This window comes from Sphingopyxis sp. CCNWLW2 (assembly GCF_037095755.1).
Taxonomy (GTDB): domain Bacteria; phylum Pseudomonadota; class Alphaproteobacteria; order Sphingomonadales; family Sphingomonadaceae; genus Sphingopyxis.
Genome location: NZ_JBAWKJ010000001.1, coordinates 2,315,748 through 2,341,475 on the forward strand (window position 1 = coordinate 2,315,748; position 25,728 = coordinate 2,341,475).

Genomic DNA, 25,728 nt, shown 5'->3' on the forward strand with positions numbered 1-25,728 from the left:
CGTGTGGCCCACGCCACGAACGTCTGTTTTTGCACCCGCCACGCCTGGCGTGGCGGGCAGCGAAGACGAAGGGCAGGCCGGCCCATGAAATCATTCACAGAGGGCGGAAAGCCAAGGCCCTCGAGCTTGTGCGCGATGGCTATGATCGCCACCTCCGCGGCAGAAATGCCACACCCACAAGAAATTCATTGTCATCTTACGATCAGTATTGACTGTTTATAAAAATTGGAGTTGAGAGGGTTGGGGTGCGAAACAGCGCCCGGGCCCAATGGGGAGGATCATAATGTCTCTGAGAAGTTCTTCGCGTATCGCGCAGGCGTCGCTCATCGCGCTCGCCGCGACTGCTTTCACATGCACGGGGGCCCACGCCCAGACTGCTCAGCCCGCCTCGCCGCAGACCGGCGAAACGGTCGACGATGCTGCGATCGTGGTCACGGCCCAGAAGCGCGAAGAGCGGATCATCGACGTTCCGGTATCCGTGAACGCGGTCAGCAGCGAGCAGCTCGAGCGCCAGCGTATCTACAATGTCAGCGACCTTTCGCGCTCTGTCCCTTCGGTTTCTTCCAGCGGTGCCATCCGCGGCCTTTCTACCAACGGCGTGACCCGTTCCTCGGCGGGCGCGGTCGCCGTTCTCCTCGATGGCATCGATCTCGGCCCGCCCTCGGTTGGCGTGCCGCAGATCAGCAGTCTGTTTGACCTTGAGCGCGTCGAAGTGCTGAGCGGGCCGCAGGGAACGCTGTTTGGCACGACCGCTTCCGCAGGCGTGATAAACGTCGTCACCAAGGCGCCCGTGTTCAACAAATTCGAAGCCATTGGCCGGGTCGAAGTCGAAGATTTCGGGGCTCATCGCGAGCAGCTTACGCTAAACGTTCCGCTTGGCGAGGACCTTGCCTTTCGCGTGAGCGGCTTCAACACCAAAACGCGGGGGATCGTCCGGAACACGATTACCGGAGAGGAGCCGGAGAGCACGACGCGCGGCGTCCGCGGACGCTTGCGGTGGGAGCCGACCAGCAATCTCGAAATCAATCTGATCGGCGATTACAGCCTCAGCCGCGCCAACGCGCAGCGCGACATCGCATATGCCATCGCTCCGACCCCGGCCCTTCAGGCCAGACTCGCCGTTTGCGGAATCGTCGCCAGCCTGGACAATCGGGAAAACTGCTCGCTCGGCAATTCAACCATTCCCGGCCGAACCGAGAAGTTCGGTTTTTCGGGGCAGGTCGATCTCGGCCTCGGCGACCACACGCTTACCTCTATCACCGCGTACCGCCGGACCAAGCTTGGCGATCTGGATTATAACGGACCCGGCGGCGACAGCGACTTCCTGTCCGAGAATATTCTCGACACCAACCTGACGGCCGAGGACCTGCAGATATTCAGCCAGGAAATCCGCCTGACCTCGCCTTCGAACCAGCGGCTCGAATATCAGCTCGGTCTGTTCTATTTCAGCAAGAACCAGAAGGACTCGGTGATTCAGGCGGGTCTCCTGGGGCTTCCCCCGGCGATCCTGCCGCTTCTTGGCATCCCTCCTCTGACCGCGATCGGCCGTGTCAACTTTCTCGACATCGATCAGCGCACCTATGCGGCGTTCGGGCAGGCCACGTTCCACGTTACCGACCAGTTCTCGCTCATTGCAGGCGCACGCTATACCCGTGACACGCTGTCCGACGTGTCGACTGCGCTGACTCCGCTGACGACACCGACGCTTGCCAGCTATGGATATGCGTTCAACCCCGCCTTCTACATTGCGCCCGTCGACGAGTCGGTGAAGGTCAATAATTTCTCGTGGAAGCTCGGCGCGCAATATGAGTGGTCGCCGAACTTGATGACCTATTTTACCGCGACGCGCGGCTACAAGGGGCCGGCGGTCAACGATCAGACCGCACCGCCGATCGCCTTCCCGGTCATTCGTCCGGAAATTCCGATGAACTATGAGATCGGGCTCAAGGGCGGGTTCCTCGACAACCGAGTGTTCGTGACCCTGGCGCTCTTCCACAACAAGGTGAAGAATTTCCAGACCTCGGTCTATGTCCCGCCTTCGGGCGCGGGCGCGGGCAATTTCGCCCAGGGCAACGCACCGCACATTGTCAGCAAGGGCGTCGACTTCAACCTCACGGCGCGGCCGACCGATGAACTGACCCTCGTCGGTGGCGTGTTGTACAACCGCGCGACCTATTCCGATGATTTCGTGGTTGCGTGCAGTCCGGCCCAGACCCCCGGAGTGGGCGCATGCTCCGCCGCCGGCTTGACGTCTCCTGTCTCGCAACTGGCGAGTGTGCCGAAATGGCGTCTCTTGCTGAACGGCGAATATGCCAAGGAAGTCACGCCTGGCCTGACCATCTTCGGGCAAGCCGACGTGACCTATGAGAGCTCCCAGTTTGCGGGATCGACGCCCGATCCGGTGCTCGATATTTCGGGCAAGACCTTGCTCAACGCACGGTTTGGTGTGCGGAGTCCGGATCGTAGCTGGGGCGCTTCCGTGTTCGCGCGCAACCTGCTCGGGACGAATTACTCCCGGCTGACTTTCGACGCTCTCACCGGATTCAACGGGGGCGCGGGCCAGTCCTATTGGATCGCTCCAGCGCGCGGCGCGACCTATGGTGCGGCAATCGATTTCCGGTTCTGACGAGACGGGGACGGCCGGCCTGGGCCGATCCTCTGGCGAATTGCTACACGGCGGCCGGGTGCTGTTGACACGTGCCTGGCCGCCTTTTGGGCGAAAAAATACCATGTTTGGGAAGGTTAGGACATAGCGCGAGCAACGGTCCCCGGGTTTATCCATGCGTTCGGAGCACGCGTGCCAGGCCGCCGAACCGACCATCCGCGCCGTCTCAAAGGAGCAACGATGAGCAGCCGGCTGTTAGGCTATGTATTGACCGCTGCCCTGAGCCAGTCGGCAGCTTCGGCGCAGGATGCGGCACCGGTAACGGAGGCCGCGGCTACCCTTGCGCTCAAGAAGACGCCGCCGATAAAGGTGAAGTCCGGGCCGCAGCCACAATTGCTGACCTCCTTTTCCTCTCCTGCGCCCGAGTTGCGGCCGCGCGTGCGCTACTGGGTTCCGCAAGCCGCGGTAACCGAGGCGGGGATTCGCCGCGATGTGCAGAGGCTGGCTTCGCAGGGCTTTGGGGGTATCGAACTGGTCTCGATGGACATGCCGAAAGGCATTCCGGCGAGCTACGCATGGGGGACGCCGCGCTGGAACCACATGATGGCGGTCGCGGCGGACGAAGCGGCGCGGCATGGCCTCAGCTTCAGCGTTGCGAACGGCCCGTCCTGGCCGGTCGCGATGCCCGGTGTCGCATCGGCCGATCATCCGGCAAGCCTGTTCGAGCTGACTTACGGTGAGGTGCTGATCGAGGCGGGATCGCGTTACCAGGGGAAGGTGCCCGCCGGGAAAGTCAGCCATGCCGAGGGAACACCGAAGGTCGTCGCGCTGCTTGCCTATCCTGTGACGGGCGATCGCACGCTCGATATGACGCGCGCTATTGATCTGACCGGCGCAGCGACCGGGGGAGGGGAGGCGGTCAGCTTCACGCCGCCGACACGCGATGAACGGTGGATGTTGCTCGCCTTTTGGGGCCAGCCCGCAACCCAGAAAGTCGGCTCACTCTACGTCATCGATCATTTCGCAAGCGAAGGCGCGCGCGCGAGCGGCGATTATTGGAAGGGCATTTTCTCCGCCGGGCTGAAGCGCGGCGCGATCGACGACATTTTCAACGACTCGCTCGAATATAAGGTGTCGATGGACTGGACGCGCGGCTTGCCCGCGACCTTCCGGGCGCAGCATGGATACGACCTCGCGCCCTATCTGCCGTTCATCGGCTTCAGGAACAGCTATCCCAAGAATGACATTCCGGGCTTTGCCAGCGTCGATCCGATCCGCGCCGCCCAGGTGAACCAGGACTATCTCGACACGCTGTCGGCCCTGCACATCGAGCATCATCTGGCGCCGCTGCAGGCGATGGCGGAGCAGCACGGCGCAAACATCCGCTATCAGGTCGCCTACAATAAACCGATCGGCATCGAGACCGCTGCCGCCGCGGTCGGTACCCCTGAAACCGAAGCCCTGGGGCGCGGTGCAATCGATGGAATGCGCCAGATGGCCGCCGCCGTTCACCTGCTTGGCAAGCCCGAATTTTCGGTCGAGAGCGCCGCGGAGTTCGGTAATGGCTATGGCCAGAGCCTGCGCGATATCCTCTGGTGGTCGAAACGTGCCTGGGCGGCCGGCGTTAACGGCGAGACGCTGCACGGCGCTGGTTATGACGGCGGCTATGACGGGCCGGGCAATGTGGAAGGGTTTCTGCCCGGCGTCGAATGGCCCGGCTTTCACCCGTTCGGCGGCAAGGCCACCAACATGTGGAACCGTGAGGCGTCAGCGCTCTTCGCGCGCACGCTGACGCAGTATCTTGCGCGCGGCAACGCCTTGTTGCGTCGGCGCGCCAAGGTCGATGTCGCAATCTTCCGCGCGGGACTCGATGTGTTCAACGATCCCGACGTCGGCAAAGGGGATGGCCAGGCGTTGTATCCGGATAGCGGGTTACTCGCCGACGGCGGCTTCAGCTATGACTTCGTATCGCCTGCCTTGCTGGCGTTGCCGCAAAGCGAGGCGGGAGACCAGTCGATAGCGCCCGCAGGCCCCGGCTATCGCGCGTTGCTGGTGCCCGATGCGAAAATGATATCGCTGGCGGATTTGACCCGCTTCGAGAGGCTCGCCGCACGCGGCGTGCGGATCCTGTTTATCGGCGAGCTGCCAGAGCATGGCCGCTCCTATGCGGCCGTGCTGCGCGGCGAGACCGACGAGCGCATCGCCGCCGCGGTCGCGCGGCTGCTCAGCATGAAGGGCGTCGCCCATGTGGGCACTTATGATGTCGTTCCCCGCAAGTTGCACGAGATGGGCGTGCGGGCCGACGCGGAGGCGATGAGCGGTTCGGGCGTGCTGGCGCAGCATCGTGTCGATGGGCCGAACGACATCTATTATCTTTACAATTATAACCAGATTTCGAGCAAGGATGCCGGTACCGTCATCAATCGCTCACCCGACCGGACAAGCTATCCCGCGCTGGACCCCGCAAAGCTGACCGGCAAGACGGTGCGGTTCTCGCTTGCGGGCACGGGCAGGCCCTACCTCCTCAACGCCTGGTCGGGCACGATCACGCCGATCCCGGCCTATAGCGTCCGGCCTGGGAGGATCGAGTTGACGCTCTCCTTCGACAAGGATGAAGCCCTTTTCGTCGGGCTGCTGGACGACCGCACGGTCCGCGCGCAAGGGCTCAACCCTCGCCCGGGCCATCTGGAAGCCGACCAGGCCGCGAACGCGGAATTATTCTACAGGGCTGGCATCCTCGGCCGCCGGACCATATCGACGAGTCAGGCGATCACCGGCTGGCAGCTCAGCTTTGCCGGGGTGGCGAAGCCGGCCACCGGCGTGTCCAGCTTTCTCCAGTCACAACGCCGCGACGTCGGCCCGTTGACCATCGGCGATGAATTGGCGCCGCTCCGCCTGCTCGCGCCCGAGCTGCGCGATCTGGCGGGGACCGCCACCTATCGCGCGCGCGTTTCGCTTCCCTCCTTTGAGCGCGCCAAGAGCGGCTATTTGCTCGACCTCGGCACCGTCGAAGGTCCGTATCAGGTGATGGTGAACGGGCGAATGATCGAGGGAGCGGATCAGCTGGATCCGGTGCTCGACGTCAGCGCCTACCTCAAACGGGGCTCCAACGCGATCGAGGTCCGCGTGGCGACGACGCTTTGCGGCAGCGTTCGCTGCGACCCGGTGCGCGACGAGGGCTTGCTGGGACATGATGGGCGGGTGCTGCTGCGCCATTACATCTTCCAGCCGGTGCCTTGAACCATCCGGAGCGCCTCGGCCTCGTCGGAGATATTTGTGCAACATCATTGTCGGCTCGGACCCGGCGAAATCAGGTCAAAGGATCAGAATATGGCGTGGAACCGTTTGGCAATGGCGGTCTTGGCAACCTCGATGCTGGCGACCGCCGCACCGGTAGCGGCCGAAGGCTTTTACCACCGTGACGGCAAAAAAATCGTCGATGGCGAGGGACGGCCGGTGTTGCTGCGCGGCGTGGGCCTTGGCGGCTGGATGCTGCAGGAGGGCTATATGTTCGGGCTGGGTAAGCTCGAGAAAGGCCAGCAGCACGTCATTCGCCGCGAGATTACCAAGTTGGTCGGCGAACAGCAGGCCGCGCGCTTCTACAAGGCGTGGCTCGACAATTACATCACCAAGGCGGACATCGACGCGATGGCGCGCTGGGGGTTCAACTCGGTCCGCCTGCCGCTCCACTACAATCTCCTGACGCTGCCTTCCGAGGAGGAACCCGTCGCCGGCCAGGATAGCTGGCACGAGGACGGGTTCGCGCGGATCGACCAATTGCTGGAATGGACCCGCGCCAACGACATGGTGCTGATTCTCGACCTCCACGCCGCCCCGGGCGGCCAGGGTAACGACCTGCCCATCAGCGATCGCGATCCGACCAAGCCGTCGCTGTGGGAAAGCGCAGAGAACCGCCGCAAGACGGTCGCACTTTGGAAGAAGCTGGCGGAGCGCTATGCGAACGAGCCGGGGATCGCCGCCTACGACCTGCTCAACGAGCCCAATTGGGATTTTGATGGGCCGAAGGCCGGCAACGGCTGTCTGTCGCGGCAGAACAAGGCGCTGTGGGACTTTTATCGCGAAGTCATCGCGGCGATCCGCTCGGTCGATCGCAACCATATGATCATTATCGAGGGCAATTGCTGGGGCAGCAGTTATCATGGTCTGACCGAGCCGCTCGACCCCAATTCGGCGCTGAGCTTCCATAGATATTGGACGCGCAACGACCCTGGGGCGATCGCCTGGAACAAGGGTTTCAGTGACAGGCTGGGGCTGCCGCTGTGGCTGGGCGAGACGGGTGAGAATTCCAACGTCTGGTACCGGGACGCGATTGCGCTCGTCGAGGGGGAAGGGATCGGCTGGGCCTGGTGGCCGCTCAAGAAGATCGGCTATAATAACCCGCTGCAGGTGAAGGCCAATCCGGGCTGGAATGCGCTGGTCGCCTATTGGCTGGGCCAGGGGCCCAAGCCGAGCGCGAAGGCCGCGACCGAGGCCCTGATGCGGCTGGCGACGCACGATGTGCGCTACGAGAATAACATCCAGCGTCCGGACGTGATCGATGCGATGTTCCGTCAGCCGCACACGACCGCCACGATCCCCTTCAAGGCCAATCGAATAGGCCGCGAGGGCGCGCGGATCGCGGCGGTGGACTTCGACCTTGGGCGGCCGGGCTATGCCTATCGGGACCGCGAGGACGCCAATTATTTTGCGTCGGTCGGTGGCGGCAAGAAGGTGGTCTGGAATTCGGGTTCTATCTATCGCAATGACGGCGTCGACATTACGCAAGACGCGGGCGGCGCCCCTTATGTCACCAGCTTCCAGACCGATGAGTGGATGGCCTACACGCTCGATGCCGAGCGCGCGGGCGAACACACGTTGAAGGTGCGCGCGCGCGGCGGCAAGGGCGGGGTCGTGACCATTTCGGTGAACGGCCGGCCGGTGTCGCGCGCGTCCCTGCCGGCAGGGACGGCATGGGTCGACCTGCAATTCGGCACCGTTGGCCTCCTGCGAGGGCGCAACCGCGTCGTGCTGGCCGCCGAACAATGCGACGATTGCGAGATCGACAGCCTGGCTTTTATGCGATCGCGGTGACGCTCACCGAGGGCGGTCGTGACTAGCGGGCAAAGGCGATTTTCGGAACCGCCATCCTGAAAGGCGGAGCCTGGCCTCCCGCGCAGCGCTGGCGTCCGCCAGTGGGAACGCGGGTCGAAGCGGCCCGCGGGGCGGTCCCGTGGCGGGCTTCCGCATGATCCGGCTCTGGCCGGATCAGAGTTAGAGCAGGTCGCGGCTTCGCGACGGGTCAAGGGCCGAGAGAGAGTCTCGCGGCGGTCCGTCACGGAGAAGCACCATGGGCAAAACCGCCCCGAAAATCACGCTCAGTCCGTCGCGCGACATCCCGTTCGACCGGCTCTTTCTCTCCCAGTCCAACGTCCGCCGGATCAAGGCGGGCGTGTCGGTCGATGCGCTCGCCGACGATATCGCCCGGCGAACCCTGCTCCAGAGCCTCAACGTGCGGCCCGAATGCGACGCTTCGGGGCAGGAAACGGGCCGGTACGAGGTACCGGCCGGCGGGCGGCGCTATCGCGCGCTCGAGCTGCTGGTGAAGCGGGGGCGTCTCGCGAAGGATGCGCCGATCCCCTGCGTCGTGCGAGCGGCGGATAATGACATCCTTGCCGAGGACGACAGCTACGCCGAGAACGCGATGCGCGAACAGCTGCATCCGCTCGATCAGTTCCGCGCGATGCAGGCGATGGTCGAGAAGGGTGACGAGGTCGAGGCGATCGCCGCGCACCATTTCACGACTCCCGCAGTCGTGCGCCAGCGGCTGAAGCTCGCCGCAGTGTCGCCCGCGCTCCACGACATCTATGCCGAGGACGGCATGACGCTCGACCAGCTCATGGCCTTCACCATTTGTGACGACCATGCACGGCAGGAAGAGGTCTGGGCTCAGCTCGACCATAGCTTCACCAGGTCGGCGTCCTTCATCCGGCAGAAGCTGACCGAGAACAGCGTCCGGGTGGCGGACAAGCGGACGGTGTTTGTCGGCGTCAATGCCTATGTCGCGGCCGGCGGCGGCGTCGCGCGCGATCTGTTCGAGGCGGATGGCGGGGGCTGGCTCACCGATCCGGCGCTGCTCGACCGGCTCGTCGACGAGAAACTAAGGGCCGAAGGCCAACGCATTCGTGCCGAGGGCTGGAAGTGGATCACGACCTCGATCGACCTGCCGTGGAACGCCACCGCAGGTCTGCGCGCGATTGCGGGCGACGAGATCGCGATGACCGACGAGGAGGAAGCGCGCGCCGCCGCGCTCGAAGCCGAAGGCGATGCGCTGAGCGAACAATGGGCGGAGGAGCCTGAGGTCCCGGCCGAGGTCATCGCGCGGCTCGATGCGATCGATGCCGAACTCGGCGCGCTCGTCGATCGCCCGCGCCACTACGCGCCGGGCGAGCAGGCGATCGCTGGCGCGTTCGTGTCGATCGACAGCGACGGCAGCGTTCGGGTCGAGCGCGGTTTTGTGAAGCCCGAGGACGAGCCGGTGGACGATGGCGCCGCGGAGTCCGGGATGACGGAGGCCGGCGGCGCGGACGCCAAGGCCGGCGATGCGGGGCGGGGCGAGGACGCCGGGCCCGCACCTGCATCCGACGCGGTGCCCAATGGCGGGGAGGAAGAAGGAGAGGGGATCAAACCGCTTCCCGACCGACTTGTCTCCGACCTCAGCTGCTGGCGCACGCTCGCCCTGCAGGACGCCTTCGCGCAGAACCCCGGCATCGCGTTCGCTGCGGTTCTGCACGCGCTGGCCTTGGCCTGCTTCTACCGCTTCAGCCATGAATCCTGCCTCCAGCTGTCGGCCAATTATGTCTATTTCAGCAATGCCCCTGCGGCCCTGCGCGATTGTGCGCCGGCGCAGGCGATCGACGCGCGCGGCGACGCATGGAAGGAGCGTTTGCCCGCGAAGGACGACGGGCTTTGGGACTTCCTTCTCGCACTGGACGACGCCGAGCGGATGGATCTTTTCGCGCACTGCGCGTCGGTATGCGTCAACGCGCAAGCCGAGATCGTTCCCAAATATGACAATGGCCGCATCTCGAAGCACGGCGTCGCGCGCCGCATCGAGCACAGCCATGTCCTCGCGCGCGCGGTCGGGCTCGATGTCGTCGAGGCAGGCTGGCGCCCGACGGTCGCGGGCTATTTCGGCAGCGTGACCAAGCCGCGGATCCTCGCCGATGTCGCCGAGGCGCGCGGCGAGCAGTTCGCCCAGATGATCGATCATCTGAAGAAAGCCGACATGGCGCGCGAGGCCGAACGGTTGCTCGAGGAGAGCGACTGGCTTCCCGAGCCGCTGCGCACGCCGAGCCTGGAGGGCGAGGTGACGCAGGACGAGGCGGCGAGCGCGGACGAACTGCCCGCCTTCCTCGCCGCAGAGGGTCCCGAGGGCGAGTCCGGCGAGGAGGGAGATCTGCCCGTGGCCGCCGAATAGGCGGCCGTCCCAGGTACCCGGCACACCCCTGGCCCGGCAGCAATGCCGGGCCCTTTCATTTCCCGGAGAATTCTCATGAGTCCGAAAAACTTGCGGCCCGCTCTTGCCTGGCTTCCCTCGAATGAGGGAGGCTGTCATGGCTGATCGCGTTCCCGCATCGATCCTGATCGGCGGTGAAATCTCGTCGGCGGTCTTCGCCGAGCTGATCCGCATCATCGCCTTCGAGGGCCTGTCGCCCGAATGGGGCGGCGAGCCCTTCGACGTCGCAAGCCGTGTCGTGGGCGAGCCGCTTGCGCTGTTCGACGAGAGCTGCGCCTGGGGTAAGATCGACAATCTCGAGGCCTTCTGCGTCGCACATGGACTGCCGTTCGTCCGATGGTCGGGGAGTTACCCCGGCGAATGGTCGCCCGAACGGCTCATCTTCCGGGGCACCGGCACTGTCGACAGCTATATGATCGATGAAAGCGACCGGGTTCTGATCGATCGCCGCGTTCTGAGCGACCTCGGCTCGATCGAGGCCGCGCTTGCCTATTTTGAAGCTGCGGAATTCGAGGTGCCGCCGCTGGTCGTCGAAGGCGATCCTCCGCTCGCGCCGACGACGATGGAAAGCGCGGCCGCGCCGGGGGAGGCGGGCCATGGCTGACTATTTCTCGCAGACCGTGATCCGGCCCGACATTCCGCGAACCGCGATGACCGATCTCGAATGGCGTGTCCTCCGCGACATGTTCGAACATGAAGAGGTGGGCGAGGATATCTATTTCTTCGCCAGTCACGGCCCCAATGATCTCGTTTTCATCGAGATCGCCGAGGCCGGGCAGCTCCTTGAGGAGAGCATGTGCGTCGCGAGCAGCGTCGCCGATCTCGTCCGCCAGGAAATCCGTACCTGCGATGCCGATGCGGACGAGCTTGAACTCGACATGTCGGTGATCGGCTTCGAGGGCATTTTCCAGGACATCATCCGCCGCTCGGCGCTCGATTATGTCGAGGTCGAGGCGGCCTGGACTTGTTCGAAGATGCGGCCTGACGGGTTCGGCGGGGCGGCGACCCTGATCACCGCCGAGGATATCGAATCCGTGTCAACCGCAGGCTTTCTCGAAGAGGCGGTCGCACGGGTTGTTGGACCGGCCCGTCCCGACTGATCGCCCGATCATCCTGCGATCAACTCCGCGAAAGTCCGACCGATTGCGCCGGGCTTTCGCATTTTCAGCGTCCGAAAAGGAGGGTCATATGCCTGCGATCATCGAGACGACCGTGTTTCAGATCGACGAATTATCCGACGCGGCGAAGGAAAGGGCTCGCGGCTGGTACCGCGAAGCGGGCTTCGCCTATGACTGGTATGATTTCGTCTACGACGACTTTGAACGCGTCTGCGAGATAATGGGGATTGAACTTCACACCGTGCCGGTTCGCCTCGTTGGCGGCGGGAGTCGGCGAAAACCCTGCATCTGGTTCTCGGGGTTCTGGAGCCAGGGGGACGGTGCCTGCTTCGAAGGCGATTATCGTTATGGCAAAGGGGCGTCGCCGGCGATCCGCCGTTTCGCGCCTCGCGATGTCGAGCTTCATCGCATCGCCGATGCCCTTGGCGCGATCCAGCGACGCAATTTCTATCAGCTGAGCGCTCGCATCACGCATCGAGGGCGCTACCATCACGAAAATAGCATGGCGATCTCTGTCGAACGCGACAGCCCGGTCGTCCAGGATATGACGGCGGACGCCGAAGAGGATGTGAGCGAGGCTCTCCGCGACCTGGCACGCTGGCTCTATGGCCGGCTCGACGACGAGTTTGAGCATCTAACCTCGGACGATGCCGTCGACGAGATGATCCGCGTCAATGGGTGATGATCCGCGTCAATGGGTATCGCTTCACCGAGGACGGCATTCGCTTCGGGTGAGAGGGAGAGGCGGGGCCAGGAAGGGGAACGGCCCGGATCGAAGAGAGAGCAGCGGGCGGTTCATTCCAGTTCCGCTCTCCCAAGGATTCAGCCATGCGAATGACTTTCCCCGATGCGGTGCGCGCCGCCGCCGCGAGCCCTGTTCCGAACCCGGTGACGCCAGCCTCCCGGCGCCTGCTCGATGCCGCCGAGGCCCTGCAGCCGTTGCTCGAGTCGGGCCAGCCCTTCTCCCCCGCCGAGCTGCGCGCGGTGATGACGACCGCCTTTGGCGCGAGCGACGCCGCCGGGGCGTGGGACTGGAAGGCTGCCTATGACGCGTGCGAGGCGGCGCAGATCCTGCTCCTTCGTCGCTATGGCCGCGCGCTCGCGGCGCGCGGCAGCTCGCCGCAAAGCCAGCTCGCGACATGGGAGCGGCTGGCCGCGCGCATTCCAACGCAAACGCGGCGCTCGGAAGAAAGTCAGTCCTTCCAGCAATTCTCGACGCCCTTGCCGCTGGCCTTTGTCGCGGCGCATGCGGCATCGATCCATGCCGGCGACTGCGTCCTCGAGCCGTCCGCGGGTACGGGCATGCTCGCCATTCACGCCGAGCTGGTCGGGGCGCGGCTTGCGCTCAATGAAATGGCGGAAGCGCGCTCCGACCTTCTCGGTCTCCTCTTTCCGGGCGTCCCGGTCAGCCGGCACGATGGGGCATCGATCGACGACCGGCTCGACGATGCGATCGACCCCGAGGTCATCCTCATGAATCCGCCCTTTTCCGCGACGGCGCACGTCGATCGGCCGATGCGCGGCACCGCGCTTCGCCACGTCGCGTCCGCGCTCGCGCGCCTGCGCGAAGGCGGACGGCTGGTTGCCATCGTCGGCGCCAATTGCGCGCCCGAGGCGGCGGCCTTTCGTGACGGCTACGTCCGGCTTCAGGAGCGGGCGACGATAAAATTCTCCGCAGCGATTGCCGGCAAAGTCTACGCCAAGCATGGCACAACGACGGCAACGCGTCTGCTCGTGATCGACAAGGTGCCGGCGGCCGATCCATCCCTGCTGCCGGGGAGCCATGGAGAGGCCCCCGACCTCGCGACGCTCCTTGCCTGGGTGACCAGCCATGTCCCGCCTCGGCCAGCCCCGCCGCCCCCTGCGCCAACAGCGGCGATGCCATTCATCCGTGGCGCGGCCGCTTCTCGGGGGCCTTTTGGCAGCGGAGACGCGCGTCCGGAGGCGACCGCGCGCATTGCTGCGGGCGAGCTGGTCCATGAGACGATCGACTGGTCTCCGCCCGTGGGCCAGCTCGGCGAGGCGATCTACGAGCCCTATGCGCTCCAGTCCTTGCGGATTGCCGGGGCGCTTCCGCACCCCACTGCGCTCGTCCAGTCGGCGGCGATGGCGTCGGTCGCGCCGCCGCGCCCGTCCTATCGGCCGCATCTTCCCGAGAATCTCGTCAGCGACGCGATCCTGTCCGACGCGCAGCTGGAATCGGTCATCTACGCCGGCGAAGCGCATGCCGGCCATTTGTCGGGCGCCTGGACCGTCGATGAGACCGCGGACGTCGTGAGCGCGGCGAGCGACGACAATGAGACGGCGGTCCGCTTCCGGCGCGGCTGGTTCCTCGGCGACGGCACCGGCACGGGCAAAGGCCGGCAGGTCGCGGGGATCATCCTCGACAACTGGCTGAAGGGCCGGCGCCGTGCGCTCTGGATCTCGAAATCGGACAAGCTGCTCGAGGATGCGCAGCGCGACTGGTCGGCGCTTGGGCAGGAGCGCCTGCTCGTGACGCCGCTCTCGCGCTTCCGCCAGGGCACGCCGGTCCGACTTGCCGAGGGCGTGTTGTTCACCACCTATGCGACGCTTCGCTCGCAGGGCCGCGAAGGCAAGGCGAGCCGCATCGAGCAGATCGCCGCATGGCTGGGCCGCGACTTCGACGGGGTGATCATCTTCGACGAGGCGCACGCCATGGCCAATGCGGCGGGCGGCAAGGGCGGGCGCGGCGACCAGAAGCCGTCGCAGCAGGGCCGTGCCGGCCTCCGGTTGCAGCACGCTTTGCCGCAAGCGCGCGTCGTTTATGTGTCTGCCACCGGCGCGACGACGGTGCAGAATCTCGCCTATGCGCAGCGGCTCGGCCTCTGGGGCGGAAGCGACTTTCCGTTCGCGTCGCGGAGCGAATTCGTCGCCGCGATCGAGGAGGGCGGCGTCGCGGCGATGGAGGTTCTGGCGCGCGATTTGAAAGCGCTCGGCCTTTACGCGTCGCGCTCGCTGTCGTTCGACGGGGTCGAATATGAGCTGCTCGAACATCGACTGACCGACGAGCAGCGGCGCATCTACGACAGCTATGCCGGGGCCTTCCAGGTCATCCACAACAATCTCGCCGCCGCGATGGAGGCGGCCGGGGTGACGAGCGCCGAACATGGCACGCTCAACGCGCAGGCGAAATCGGCGGCGCGATCAGCGTTCGAAAGCACCAAGCAGCGCTTCTTCAACCATCTCATCACCGCGATGCAGACCCCAAGCTGCATCGCGAGCATCGCGCGCGATATCGAGGCGGGGCATGCGGCGGTGGTCCAGATCGTCTCGACCGGCGAGGCGCTGCAGGAGCGCCGGCTCGCCGAGATCCCGGTGGAGGATTGGGGCGACGTCTCGGTCGACATCACCCCGCGCGAATATGTGCTCGATTATCTCGCGCACGGCTTCCCGGTGCAATTGTTCGAACCGTGCGCCGACGGCGAGGGCAACCTTGCTTCACGTCCCGCCTATGACAAGGGAGGCAACCCGATCGTCAGCCGCGAGGCCTGCCGGCGCCGCGACGCGATGATCGAGAAGCTCGCCGCGCTGCCGCCGGTGCCAGGCGCACTCGACCAGATCGTCCAGCATTTCGGGACCGAGCAGGTCGCTGAGGTCACGGGGCGGTCGCGCCGCATCGTCCCGCGGACGGGGGAGGGCGGCGATGTGCGCTTCGCGGTCGAGAATCGGCCCGTCAGCGCGAACATCGGCGAGACGCACGCCTTCATGGACGACGAGAAGCGCATCCTCGTCTTCTCGGAGGCCGGCGGCACGGGCCGTTCCTATCATGCCGATCTTGGCGCGAAGAACCAGCGGCGGCGCATCCATTATCTGCTCGAGGCGGGGTGGAAGGCCGATGCCGCCATCCAGGGTTTCGGGCGGACCAACCGCACGAACCAGAAGCAGCCGCCGATGTTCCGTCCTGTGTCGACAGACGTGAAGGCGCAGAAGCGCTTCATCTCGACCATCGCGCGGCGGCTCGATTCGATGGGAGCCATCACGCGCGGCCAGCGCCAGACAGGCGGGCAGAATATGTTCCGTCCCGAAGATAATCTCGAATCCTTCTATGCGCGCGATGCGCTTCGCCAGCTCTATGTGCTGATTGTGAACGCCAAGATCGAAGGCTGCTCGCTGCTGACCTTTGAAAGCGCGACCGGCCTATCGCTGCTCGACGTCGACGGATGTCTGCGCGAGGAACTGCCGCCGATCACCACCTTTCTCAATCGCATGCTGGCGCTGACGATCGATCTCCAGAACATCCTGTTCGAGGCCTTCGAGGGGCTGCTGGTGAACCGCATCGAGGCGGCGGTCGCGGCGGGCACCTATGAGATCGGCCTCGAAACGCTGCGCGCCGAAAGCTTTTCCGTGAAAGCGCGGCAGACGATCTACACCCATCCCGGGACAGGCGCCGCGACGCAGCTTCTGACGATCGAACGCAAGGAGCGGGTGCTGCCGCTTGCGCTCGACGATGCACTGGCGCTGGTTCGCGAGCGCGGCGGCGAATTGCTCGTCAACCAGCGTTCGCAGCGCGCGGCGGTGAAGCTCGGGGCGCGGAGCGTCATCGATGACGATGGCGCGGTCCACCGGCGCGTGCGCCTGCATCGACCGCTGGAGGCCAGCCACATGCTGCTCGCCGACTTCGTCATGAGCCATTGGCAGCCCGCCGACCGCGATCTGTTCGCCAATATCTGGAAGGCCGAGCTGGCCGGCATTCCCGATTATGAAACCTCGACCCTGCACATGGTGTCGGGTCTGCTGCTCCCGATCTGGCAGCGACTGCCCAAGGAATCATCGCGGGTCTACCGGCTCCAGAGTGATGACGGCGAGCGGATCATCGGGCGCAAGGTCTCGGCGGGCTGGGTCGCGTCGGTTATCCAGGACGGGCCGTGCGATCTGCCAGCGGACGAGGCGTGGCAGCTCCTCCAGCAGGGAGAGGCGGTTCTGCACCTCGCCGAGGGCCAGATGCTCCGCCGCGTTCGCGCGATGAACGACTGGCGCATCGAGCTGACCGGGTTCAACGATCTCGGGGTCGACCGGCTGAAGGCTTTTGGCTTGATTTCGGAGATCGTCTCATGGAAATTGAAGCTCTACGTGCCGGCAGGGGCTGCTGGCGCCGATGTGTTCGCGCGGCTGCTGGATCGGTTTCCGATTCAGCGGGTCGCCGACCGCAAGGCCGCCTGAAGGAGCCCCGCATGACCAGTCCCGCCGCCGATATCGCGCGCCGCCTCGCTGAAAACGCCGAGGCGGTGTGCCGCCGTTATCTGTCCAACGGCCGCCGCGAAGGCCATTACTGGATGGTCGGCAACGTCCGTAATGAACCGGGCCGCAGTCTCTATGTGCGGCTGGAAGGCCATGGCGACGGCGGCGGCGCGGCCGGCAAATGGACCGATGCTGCGAGCGGCGATCATGGCGACCTCCTCGACATCATTTCGGCGTCATGCGGCCACGCGTCCTTCCGCGACACGATCGGGGAAGCGCGGCGGTTTCTCAGCCTTCCGCCGCCGTCCGAGGCGCCCCGGAATCCGACGACACCGAAGGCCTCGACGGGAACGCCCGAGGCTGCGCGCAGGCTGTGGGCGGCCTCGAAGCCATTGGCGGGAAGCCTTGCACAGATCTATCTTGCAAGGCGATCGATCGACCATGTCTCCGCGGCCGATCCGCTCCGGTTTCATGCCCATTGCTTCTATCGCGCCTCGCGCGACGATCCGCCGGGCGGGCCGGCGGCCTGGCCGGCGATGATCGCGGCGGCGACCGATTTGGCGGGCACGGTGACCGCGGTGCATCGGACCTGGCTCGACCCGAAGACGAACACCAAGGCCCCGGTCGCCTATCCGCGCCGCGCGATGGGGCGGCTTCTGGGCCACGGTGTCCGCTTCGGCCGAGCGGGATCGGTGATGGCGGCCGGCGAGGGCATCGAGACAATCCTTTCGTTGCGACAGGTGCTGCCCGCGCTTCCCATGATCGCAGGCCTGTCGGGCGCGCATCTCGCGGCGCTCCTGTTTCCGGAAGTGTTGAAGCGGCTTTATGTCGCGCAGGACGACGATCCCGCGGGCGCGGCGGCGCTGGCAACGCTTCGCGTGCGGGCGTCCGAGGCCCGCGTCGAGGTCGTCGCCCTCCGACCCGGCCGTGACGATTTCAATGCCGACTTGAGGCGGATCGGAGCGGGCGGGCTCGCTCGAACCCTCGCGTCGCAGCTCGGCGCGGCCGATCGCCAGCAGTTTCTTCGAGGGGCTTGAGGCGGGCTGGAAAGCGGGAGGGTCAGGCGGGCGGCTTCGCTCGCTCCTGATAACCGTCCTGCGGGGCCGCGCCGCGGCCTTCGGGGGAGGGCGACTGCGGCAGGCGGTGCGGGACAGCAATGGCTGCCGTGCGGCTATTTTCCGCCGGGGCCTGCGGCCCCTTTGCATCGCGAAGCAAAATAGCCTTCGTGCGCCATCCTCCGCTCGCGCTCCGGTCGCGGCGGGACGCCGCGATGCGGTCCCGTACCGCCTGCCGCAAGGGGTCGCCGCGAAGGCCGCGCGGGGCGCGGCTGCGACAGACGGAGACCGACGATGCACGACCTGAGCGAAGCCACCCACCCGGCATCCGCCGAACCTGGAACCACCGCCTATCTGCTCCAGGAAATGCAGTTGTTCGGTCACCGGCCCTACGAAGACGAACCCGATCCGCGGCCGCTTCCCGACGCGCGTCTCACTGGCGGCGCGATCGCCGACATGTTCGATGCGCTGGCAGGCTGTATCGCCGAGACCCGGATCGAACCCGATCTCGATGACCTCCTCTGGAACCTGGTCAACATCTTCCACCGTGCCGGTGAACGCGTCGAAAGATCCCTCGACGACAACGAGCAGCTCCAGCGCCGCCTCCAGCGCGAACAGGATGGCAGCGAAATCCGCTCGGTCGAGCTCGAGCGGGCAACCCGCGAGGGCATCTCGTTGATCGAACGCCGCGACGCTATGGAGTTTTTCCGCGAAGCGGCGGCCGAGCAGTTCCGGCTGCTCCTCCGCAAGGCCTGGGCTCCGCGCACAGGGTCGCGAATCCAGCATCGTGCGATGACGGCATCGCTGATCGACAGCCGCGATTTCCTCGACGCCCGGCTCCGGCAAAAGGCAACGGCTCTGCTTCCCGTCGGCACGCGGATTGCCTTCACTGGCGGCAGCGATTGCAGCGACCATGCGGCCATCTGGGAGGCTCTCGACAAGGCGAAGGCCCGCTACGCCGACATGATCCTCCTCCACGGCGCCACGCCGACCGGCGCCGAACGCGCCGCGGCTTGCTGGGCCGACAGCCGCGGCGTGGCGCAAGTCGCCTTCCGTCCGGACTGGAATCGCCACGGCAAAGCGGCGCCCTTCAAGCGCAACGACCGGATGCTCGAGGCGCTCCCGGTCGGCCTCATCATCTTCCCGGGCACCGGCATCCAGGACAATCTCGCCGACAAGGCTGCGAAGATCGGCATTCCGCTCTGGGACTTCCGAAAAGGGTCGGGCTGAAGCGCCGAGATTGGGCGACTCCGGGAAATGTCCTCAATCTGGTTCTATCTCTCGAATATAATTGAAATATATTCCGAACTTGCACATTTTCCCGCCCTCCTGATCACTCGGACCAGTGGTGATGTCTTCGCCTTCCGGCGCCCAATTGAGGGGCGCGGCCGGTCGGCGTTTGACGGAGGCAATGCCGGATGCTTCGGCTTGGCGACGATCGCCGGCGCTGCCATGGTTGAATATGTTGCCACTCGGCGCTGCGCATGCGCTCGCGATCGACGTCATGACGGTGAAGGACGAGGCGGCGCTTGCCGACCTTTTTCATGAGGTCTGCGCCAGCCTCGGCTGTCGCTTCTTCGCACTCAGCCACCATGTCGATTTCCTGGCAGACCCGCAGCGCGGGATACGGATCCACAATTATCCCGAAGAATGGGCATGCTGGTTCGACGCGCAGGGGCTCGGCTTGACCGATCCGATCCACCGGGCAAGCCAGCGGACGTCCGCCCCCTTTCTGTGGAACCAGGCGCCTTTATGGGCGCCGCCGCGCCCCGGAGATGAAAGCGTACTCGCGGAGGCCCGGCGTCATGGCATTGCTGATGGGCTCACCATTCCCGCTCACCTGCCCGGCGATGCCCATGGATCGGTGTCCTTCGCGTGGCGCGAGGGTGGGCCCGATCTGGGCGACTTGCCGCTCGCCGGGATGATCGGGCCCTTCGCCTTCGAGGCGGCCCGTCAGATCGCCGGCCGGGTGCCCGAGGCCAACCGGCCGAAGCTGACCGACCGGCAGCGTGACTGTCTCCTCTGGATTGCGCGCGGCAAATCGGACTGGGTGACCTCGAGGTTGCTCAATCTGAGCCAGGATACGGTTGCCGAGCATGTCAAAAACGCGCGGGGACGCTATGATGCTCCGACGAGGATGGCGCTCATGATCCGCGCGTTATGGGATGGCACGATAACTTTCGGCGAAATCGCCAACAATCGATGAAGTGCGACATGGTTTTCACTCGCTGTTCTAGGGAACTCACGGTGTCGGCGCAGCCTGCGAGCTTATGCGGGGTGTCCGTCGGCAGGAGGCGAGGGGATATCGGGCGGTTCGACAGGAACGCTCTCCAACGCGTCCGCTCTGCCTCGGAGCCAGATTCTGGCCTGATCTTCGAACCGCGCCGCATCAACGCGCATGCACAGCAGGCATTTCCCGACTTCATACCCGCTGCCGCATAGGACATCGCTGCGGCAGGAACCTTCAGCGCATGGCTCGCGAAGAACGTCATAAACGACGGCACAGACCGGACAGAACAACTGGTCGCTGTCCGGAGTGGTAAGCTGTGCGAAGCGAGAGGGATCCTTCCAGTCCTTCTCGTCGGTCGAGCAACTCAGGCAGATATAGGAACGGCGCCGTTTGTCGTAACCAAAATGCCGGCGCACCATTGCTGGCGGCAGCACCTTGGCAACAATTGCAAAGCTGGCGAGCAGGCCTGCCTCGGCTCCTTGGCCATGCGCGATCGCGACCGGGTCATTGAGTGCGGCATCCATCAGGTAGCGCGCCCAGCGGTGTTGGGGGAACAGGCTCTCGACCGTCTCGAGGACACCGACAAATATGCCTGTCGCGTCGGCGGCCACGCCGCGGCCGCCCAGATGAACAATCTTGTTCCGGCTTCGCCGCGCCTCGTCGAACTTTCGGATGAAGTCGGGCGGCAGTGTTTGATTGCAGACCGTGTCGTGGACCCGAATAAGGTCACTCGCGTCGATCGTGCGAAAGTCGTTGAACTCGATCTCGCCATTCGGCCCAGGTCGCGGCCATGACCTCGGATCACCGGCAAGAAGAATGTAAGGGCTGATTGCCGCGATGTTTGCCTTGAGGCCCAGCTCCTGCGCCTGATGGACCCAGACATGTGCATGCCTGAGCGCGGGCTGTTGTGCGGCATGATAGTCGGCAAGGGCGCTGCCGTCGGTGTCCCATATCTCGATCTCCGAGTCTTCAAGCAGCGCAAAGGTAGCGACGGCCGCTTCCCACGCCATGACGAGCAGCTCGATGGCCGAACTGCGCAGCTCCTCCGCCGTTGGGATGTTCCTGATCATGCACCATCCATAGCGAGTTCCCGTCCGACGAACACCCGGCGACACCCCCCAATTCTGGTATGGCGAGGTGGCCGCTTACGCTTCAATTGGACTGTCTCTATTTTCACGGGAGACAGTCCATGCTTCACGTTGTCGATTACACCAACCGGGTGCGCCTGCACGCCGTCCTCCGCTCCATGTTCGCAGCACGCAAGAAGGTCTTCATCGATCTTCTGAAATGGGATGTGCCGGCGCTCGCCGGCGAATTCGAGGTCGATCATTTCGACACCCCGCAGGCGACCTATCTCGTCGTCGCTGACGAAAACGATAGCCATCTCGCATCGGCCCGGCTGCTCGAGACCACCGAGCCCGGCATTCTCGATGGCCTGTTCGCGCATCTCGCAGACGAGCCCCTGCCGCGCGGCGATGATGTCTTCGAAATCACACGCTTCTGCCTTTCGCCCGACGCGGGCGCGCGGAGGCGGCGCGAAGCACGCAACACTTTGCTCATAGGCCTCGCCGAATATGCGATCGCCAACGACATTCGCACCTACACCGGGGTCGCCGAGCGGTCCTGGTTCCGCCAGGTCCAGTCCTTCGGCTGGGCATGCCGGGCGCTCGGAGCGCCGCGCGGCGAGGGCGATCGTGCGCTCGTCGCCCTTAGAATCGATATCGACGACACGACCCTCGCGGGCATGGCGGCCGCGGGAATCTCTTCGTCGGCCGCGATCGGCAGCGCGCCCGCGCGCGCGGCCTGAAGGGGGGAACGATCATGCTGACCGAAACCATGATACCCTGCCAGTCGGCGGCGCAAGCCGAGCTGAGGGAGCAGGGGTTCACGATTGTCCGAGGGGCAATTCCGGCGACCGACATCGCCGCGCTCGAACGCGACCTGGCGCCGCGCTTTGACGCGACCCCTTTTTGCGAAGGCGGCTTTTACGGCGAGCGCACCAAGCGCTTCGGCCGCCTGCTACTGCGCTCGCCGCGCGCGACCGACCTCGTGATGCATCCCACCATTCTCGCCATGGCGGAGGCGGTCCTGCTCCCATGGTGCGACCGGATCCAGCTCAACCTCACCCAGGCGATCGAAATCCACCCGGGTGCGCTCGCGCAATATCCGCACCGCGACCAAAGTATGTGGCAGGGGACCATCGGCGAGACCGAATATCTCGTCAACGTCATGTGGCCGCTCACGCCGTTCACCGCAGATAATGGCGCAACGCTGATCTGGCCGCGCAGCCATGGTCTCGAGGCGCTCGTCGAGGAGCCGCCCGAACCGGCGGTGGTGGCGGAAGCGGAACCCGGCGATGCGATCATCTTTCTCGGATCGACGCTTCACGGCGCCGGCGCGAACCGGAGCGCAGAGGTGCGGCGCGGCATCATCGTCAGTTACAGCCTCGGCTGGCTCAAACCCTATGAGAATCAACATTTGGCCTATCCGCCCTATGTCGCCTGCGATTTTCCGCCCGAGCTCGCCGCGCTCGCCGGCTATGCCCAGCACCGCCCGAACCTCGGCAATTTCGAGGGCCAATGCCCTTCGATCCTGCTCACAGGCTATCCCGAGGAACCGCTTTCCGCAATCGATGCGCTCCGCCCGGATCAGGCCGCGTTGCTCGCCGAGCATGTCGCCGCGCAGCGCGCTTCGCTTGACGAAGTACGCGCGCCATGAGCCCCGGCGCCACCATGGAACGGGTCTATATCGACCTCAAGGTCCGGCTCATGACCGGCGCCTATCCGCCGGGCACACGGCTCGACCCCCGGCAGATCGCGCGGACGCTCGACGCCAGCGCCACGCCGGTGCGCGATGCGCTCCACCGCTTGTCCGGCGAGCGCATCGTCGATGCCTGGCACCAGGAGGGCTTTCGCCAGCCGCTGCTCGCCGAGGCCGACCTCGCCGAACTCTATGACTGGGGCGGCATGCTCCTCGCGCTCGCGCTCAAGGGGCGAAGCCCGTCGCCAAACCTCCGGGCGGGCCTCAGCGAATTGCAAGCGATAGAGCCCTATCCAGAGGCGCTCGATTCGCTGTTCGGGGTGATCGCAGTGGGAAGCGCAAATCGCGAACTTCGCTACGCGATCGTCAACTTCATCGAGCGAAGCCGCGCTTTTCGGCCCGCTGAGATGCGGATCGACCCCGCCTCGCGCACGGTGCTCGCCGCGATGGAGGAGGACTATCGGTTCGGGCGATGGACCGGATTGCGCAGCAAAATCACCAGCTTCCATCGCCGCCGGATGCGGCAGGCGGGGCGGATCGCGGCCGCCATTCGGCCGCGCAGCGACCCTCTTCGATAACATTCGGGCTATAGCAGAAGTATAAAATTCCTATTCTAAATCAGGGGCGTAGCTTTGTGGTTGCCGCAATCCCGCGGCATCAACCAAGGAGGGTCCCATGGACCGGAACAGCATCGCCGAAGAAGGCATCGAAGAACTCGGAATCGCCAGCGTCGAGACGCGCGGCGAGGAATTCCCGGTGCCGGAAATCGGCGGCCATGACCTGAAACTCGGCGGCGGCATTTCCGCTGACTGACAGGCGAAGGGGCACGGCCGCCTCGGCGCGGCCGTGCCTAGCGTCGATGAACCATCACCTTGCACCGGATATGAGCTTTTGCTTCATTGGCGCTGGCGCGGTCATGCTGGACCTCAAGGCTGACCGCTACTACCGGCTCGATCGCCGCCATTCGGCTGCGCTGCGAGCGATGGCCGGCGGCGAGTGCAATGCGCATCTGGACGCGCGTGCGTCCCTCGTCGCCAAGGGGCTCATTCGGCCGGGCGACGGACCGGCTGCGACGCCGGTTAGCGCGCCACGCGTCACCGCGAGTGTCATTGAGCGTCGGCTTTCCTGGCGACCCGAGACACAGAATTGTTCGATATCGCCCTTGGAGCTTTTCGCGCTCCGCTTCATGGCCGGGCAGGTACTTGGGCGGCTGGGACTATTTCGGACCGCGAGATATTATCGGGGGCGGCGGGATCGCTGCCACGAGCAGCAAGGCGGTTTGCAACGCAGCCAGGATCGCGCCGCTGCACTAGCCGCCTGCTTTGCCGACCAGCGGCGCTTTTTCCCCGCAAAGCGGCGCTGCGTGCCGGACTCGCTCGCTCTTGCCGCAATCCTGTGGCGGCGAGGGTGCGCTGCGGAGGTGTTTTTCGGTGTGCGGCTGGACCCGTTTGCCGCCCATTGCTGGGTCCAGCACGGGGCGCTCTTGCTCTCGGATCCGCTCGACAGTGTGGCCGAGTTCACACCGGTTTTTCAATTATGAGTATCCATGTTGTCCTCGTGCAAAGGCCCGACGCGCTGGAGCCTCTACCGCCGTCCGTGGCCCGACTGGGCATGCTGGGGACCATGCAGATTCTGGGGGCTCCCGACACACCCATTCTTGCGCGCGACGGCCTCATTTTGCTGGGCTGGGCATTCCACCGCGACAGTCTGAGGCCGCTCAAGCACCTCGACGAGGGAGCCGCCGCACGAATCACGGAGGAGGGGCATCCATGGGTATACCGGCATCTCTGGGGCAACTTCTTTCTAGTCTGGCATGACCGCCATGGCGTTCCCAGGCTGCTGCGTTCGCCTCCCGCCGGGCAGGCGATCTACTATGAGGCGGGAACGGGCGCTCAATCCGAACCCGGCGATATTATCGCCTTCACGGATCTCGGTCTGGCTCGTGCGCTTGGCCTTCGACCACTTCGGCCTGATCCCGCCGCGCTCGATTCTCACATCCGCTTCCCGTTGATGCGCGGCCCGCACACCGGAATTGCGGGAATGAGGGAGCTGCTTCCGGGAGAGGCGATCGACCTCAAGACACGCACGCTTTTGCCCGGAGCGTGGACGCCATGGTCGCAAGTTCCAGGTTCGCCTCGCCGCATTATGCCGGCAGAGCTCAGGGCATGTGTGGAGGGCGTGGTCGGCAGCTGGGCAGACCGCTTCGCGCGAATCCAGCTCGAATTGTCGGGCGGTCTCGACAGCTCGATCGTCGCGGCGTGCCTTCAGGATCGCATGGCGTCGTGGCGCGCCGTCAATCTCGCAACGCCTGGAATACCGGGCGACGAGCGGGATTACGCGCGCGCCTCCGCAGCACACGTCGGGACGTCGCTAGCCGAGATCGTGATGCCCGACGAGGAGACGGACCCGCTCGCGCCCATTCCCATTCCTCGCGCGCGTCCCGGTGGATTCGGGCTGCTCGGGTCCAGCGACGAGGCTCTGCTTGCCGCCGCCCGAGATTTCGGCGCCGACGCCATTTTCACCGGTGTCGGGGGCGATAACGTCTTCGGATACATTCGGAAGGCGGGGCCAGTGGCGGATGCGCTGCGGTTCGCTGGCTTCGGCGCGGCATGGCGAGCAGCGAGCGATTTGGCGACAATGACGGGCGATAGCGTATGGCGTGCGCTGAGGTTGGCACTCTTGCAGCTGGTGCGGGCGCCGCGGCTGTGGCCCCGCGATCCCACCTTGCTGACGACGAGATATGATCGCGATGCCCCGGACCATCCCTGGCTCACGATACCGCCGGGCATCGCACCGGGGCAGTTCGGATATGGCCGGGCGCTGATGCCGATCCAGTTGTTTGTCGATGGCTATGATCGGTCGTTCGCGATGCCAATGATTGCACCACTGCTTTCCCAGCCGATCGTGGAGCTGGGGCTGCAGGGCGCAAGTTGGGATTGGTGCGCCGGCGGCCACGACCGGGCTCTTGCCCGGTCGGCTTTTGCGGATCGCCTGGCTCCGATGGTGCGCGATCGACGAACAAAGGGCCGTGTCGAATCTCTTTTCGTCACCACCTACAACCGCCGACGCGGATCAATCCGGGAATTTCTCCTCGATGGCTATCTCGCGAGTGCGGGCATCATCGATCGTGATGCCGTCGATGCAGCGCTGAAGCCACCCGCCGACGCGCTCGACGCCGTCTATATCCGCCTCCTGCAGATTACCGACGTCGAGCGCTGGATCCGTTCTCTCTGAGCCCACACGGG

Annotated in this window: 18 protein-coding genes; 17 read left to right on the forward strand and 1 reads right to left on the reverse strand. The window is 65.2% G+C overall.

What is annotated here, in order from left to right; all coding sequences use genetic code 11:
- Positions 1 to 283: 283 nt before the first annotated feature.
- The 11 genes from V8J55_RS10950 to V8J55_RS11000 all read left to right on the forward strand — a co-directional run bounded on the left by V8J55_RS10950 (position 284) and on the right by V8J55_RS11000 (position 19,699).
- Positions 284 to 2,626: a TonB-dependent receptor gene (locus V8J55_RS10950; protein WP_336445632.1), complete on the forward strand. Its 2,343-nt coding sequence runs from the start codon at positions 284 to 286 to the stop codon at positions 2,624 to 2,626.
- A 219-nt stretch (positions 2,627 to 2,845) separates the two neighbouring features.
- On the forward strand, positions 2,846 to 5,845 hold the full coding sequence (locus V8J55_RS10955) for a glycosyl hydrolase (protein ID WP_336445633.1): 3,000 nt from the start codon (positions 2,846 to 2,848) through the stop codon (positions 5,843 to 5,845).
- A gap of 90 nt (positions 5,846 to 5,935) precedes the next feature.
- Positions 5,936 to 7,696: a cellulase family glycosylhydrolase gene (locus V8J55_RS10960; protein ID WP_336445634.1), complete on the forward strand. Its 1,761-nt coding sequence runs from the start codon at positions 5,936 to 5,938 to the stop codon at positions 7,694 to 7,696.
- Positions 7,697 to 7,952: 256 nt separating this feature from the next.
- On the forward strand, positions 7,953 to 10,082 hold the full coding sequence (locus tag V8J55_RS10965; protein ID WP_336445635.1) for a ParB/RepB/Spo0J family partition protein: 2,130 nt from the start codon (positions 7,953 to 7,955) through the stop codon (positions 10,080 to 10,082).
- Positions 10,083 to 10,218: 136 nt separating this feature from the next.
- Entirely contained in the window at positions 10,219 to 10,725 is a 507-nt protein-coding gene (locus V8J55_RS10970; protein ID WP_336445636.1) for a hypothetical protein, read from the forward strand.
- On the forward strand, positions 10,718 to 11,221 hold the full coding sequence (locus V8J55_RS10975) for a hypothetical protein (protein WP_336445637.1): 504 nt from the start codon (positions 10,718 to 10,720) through the stop codon (positions 11,219 to 11,221). The genes V8J55_RS10970 and V8J55_RS10975 overlap by 8 nt, the downstream gene beginning before the upstream one ends.
- An 88-nt stretch (positions 11,222 to 11,309) precedes the next feature.
- Positions 11,310 to 11,921, forward strand: a complete 612-nt coding sequence (locus tag V8J55_RS10980) for an antitoxin of toxin-antitoxin stability system (RefSeq protein WP_336445638.1) — start codon at positions 11,310 to 11,312, stop codon at positions 11,919 to 11,921.
- A gap of 152 nt (positions 11,922 to 12,073) precedes the next feature.
- Entirely contained in the window at positions 12,074 to 16,420 is a 4,347-nt protein-coding gene (locus tag V8J55_RS10985) for a strawberry notch-like NTP hydrolase domain-containing protein (protein WP_443030817.1), read from the forward strand.
- Positions 16,421 to 16,431: 11 nt separating this feature from the next.
- The gene (locus V8J55_RS10990; RefSeq protein ID WP_336445640.1) at positions 16,432 to 17,475 is read left to right on the forward strand and encodes a DUF7146 domain-containing protein; all 1,044 of its coding nucleotides are present in this window, start codon (positions 16,432 to 16,434) and stop codon (positions 17,473 to 17,475) included.
- 312 nt (positions 17,476 to 17,787) lie between these two features.
- The gene (locus tag V8J55_RS10995; RefSeq protein WP_336445641.1) at positions 17,788 to 18,723 is read left to right on the forward strand and encodes a DUF2493 domain-containing protein; all 936 of its coding nucleotides are present in this window, start codon (positions 17,788 to 17,790) and stop codon (positions 18,721 to 18,723) included.
- A 121-nt stretch (positions 18,724 to 18,844) separates the two neighbouring features.
- A complete protein-coding gene (locus V8J55_RS11000; RefSeq protein WP_336445642.1) occupies positions 18,845 to 19,699 on the forward strand; it encodes a helix-turn-helix transcriptional regulator in 855 nt (284 codons plus the stop codon).
- 62 nt (positions 19,700 to 19,761) lie between these two features.
- Here the strand turns inward: V8J55_RS11000 and V8J55_RS11005 are convergent, their stop codons facing one another.
- Entirely contained in the window at positions 19,762 to 20,793 is a 1,032-nt protein-coding gene (locus V8J55_RS11005) for a hypothetical protein (protein WP_336445643.1), read from the reverse strand.
- A gap of 119 nt (positions 20,794 to 20,912) precedes the next feature.
- Between V8J55_RS11005 and V8J55_RS11010 the strand changes: the two genes are divergently transcribed.
- The 6 genes from V8J55_RS11010 (at position 20,913) to V8J55_RS11035 (ending at position 25,717) form a co-directional block, all read left to right on the forward strand.
- On the forward strand, positions 20,913 to 21,530 hold the full coding sequence (locus V8J55_RS11010) for an acyl-homoserine-lactone synthase (RefSeq protein WP_336445644.1): 618 nt from the start codon (positions 20,913 to 20,915) through the stop codon (positions 21,528 to 21,530).
- Between the two features lie 14 nt (positions 21,531 to 21,544).
- On the forward strand, positions 21,545 to 22,441 hold the full coding sequence (locus V8J55_RS11015) for a phytanoyl-CoA dioxygenase family protein (protein WP_336445645.1): 897 nt from the start codon (positions 21,545 to 21,547) through the stop codon (positions 22,439 to 22,441).
- Positions 22,438 to 23,061 (forward strand): GntR family transcriptional regulator, encoded by a 624-nt coding sequence (locus V8J55_RS11020; protein WP_336445646.1) that lies wholly within the window; start codon positions 22,438 to 22,440, stop codon positions 23,059 to 23,061. The genes V8J55_RS11015 and V8J55_RS11020 overlap by 4 nt, the downstream gene beginning before the upstream one ends.
- Before the next feature lie 97 nt (positions 23,062 to 23,158).
- Positions 23,159 to 23,296 carry a hypothetical protein gene (locus V8J55_RS11025; RefSeq protein ID WP_294030894.1) on the forward strand — a complete coding sequence of 46 codons (138 nt, stop codon included), beginning with the start codon at positions 23,159 to 23,161 and terminating at the stop codon, positions 23,294 to 23,296.
- A gap of 46 nt (positions 23,297 to 23,342) precedes the next feature.
- Positions 23,343 to 24,023, forward strand: a complete 681-nt coding sequence (locus tag V8J55_RS11030) for a lasso peptide biosynthesis B2 protein (RefSeq protein WP_336445647.1) — start codon at positions 23,343 to 23,345, stop codon at positions 24,021 to 24,023.
- An 83-nt stretch (positions 24,024 to 24,106) separates the two neighbouring features.
- Positions 24,107 to 25,717 carry an asparagine synthase C-terminal domain-containing protein gene (locus V8J55_RS11035; RefSeq protein ID WP_336445648.1) on the forward strand — a complete coding sequence of 537 codons (1,611 nt, stop codon included), beginning with the start codon at positions 24,107 to 24,109 and terminating at the stop codon, positions 25,715 to 25,717.
- Positions 25,718 to 25,728 lie beyond the last annotated feature (11 nt).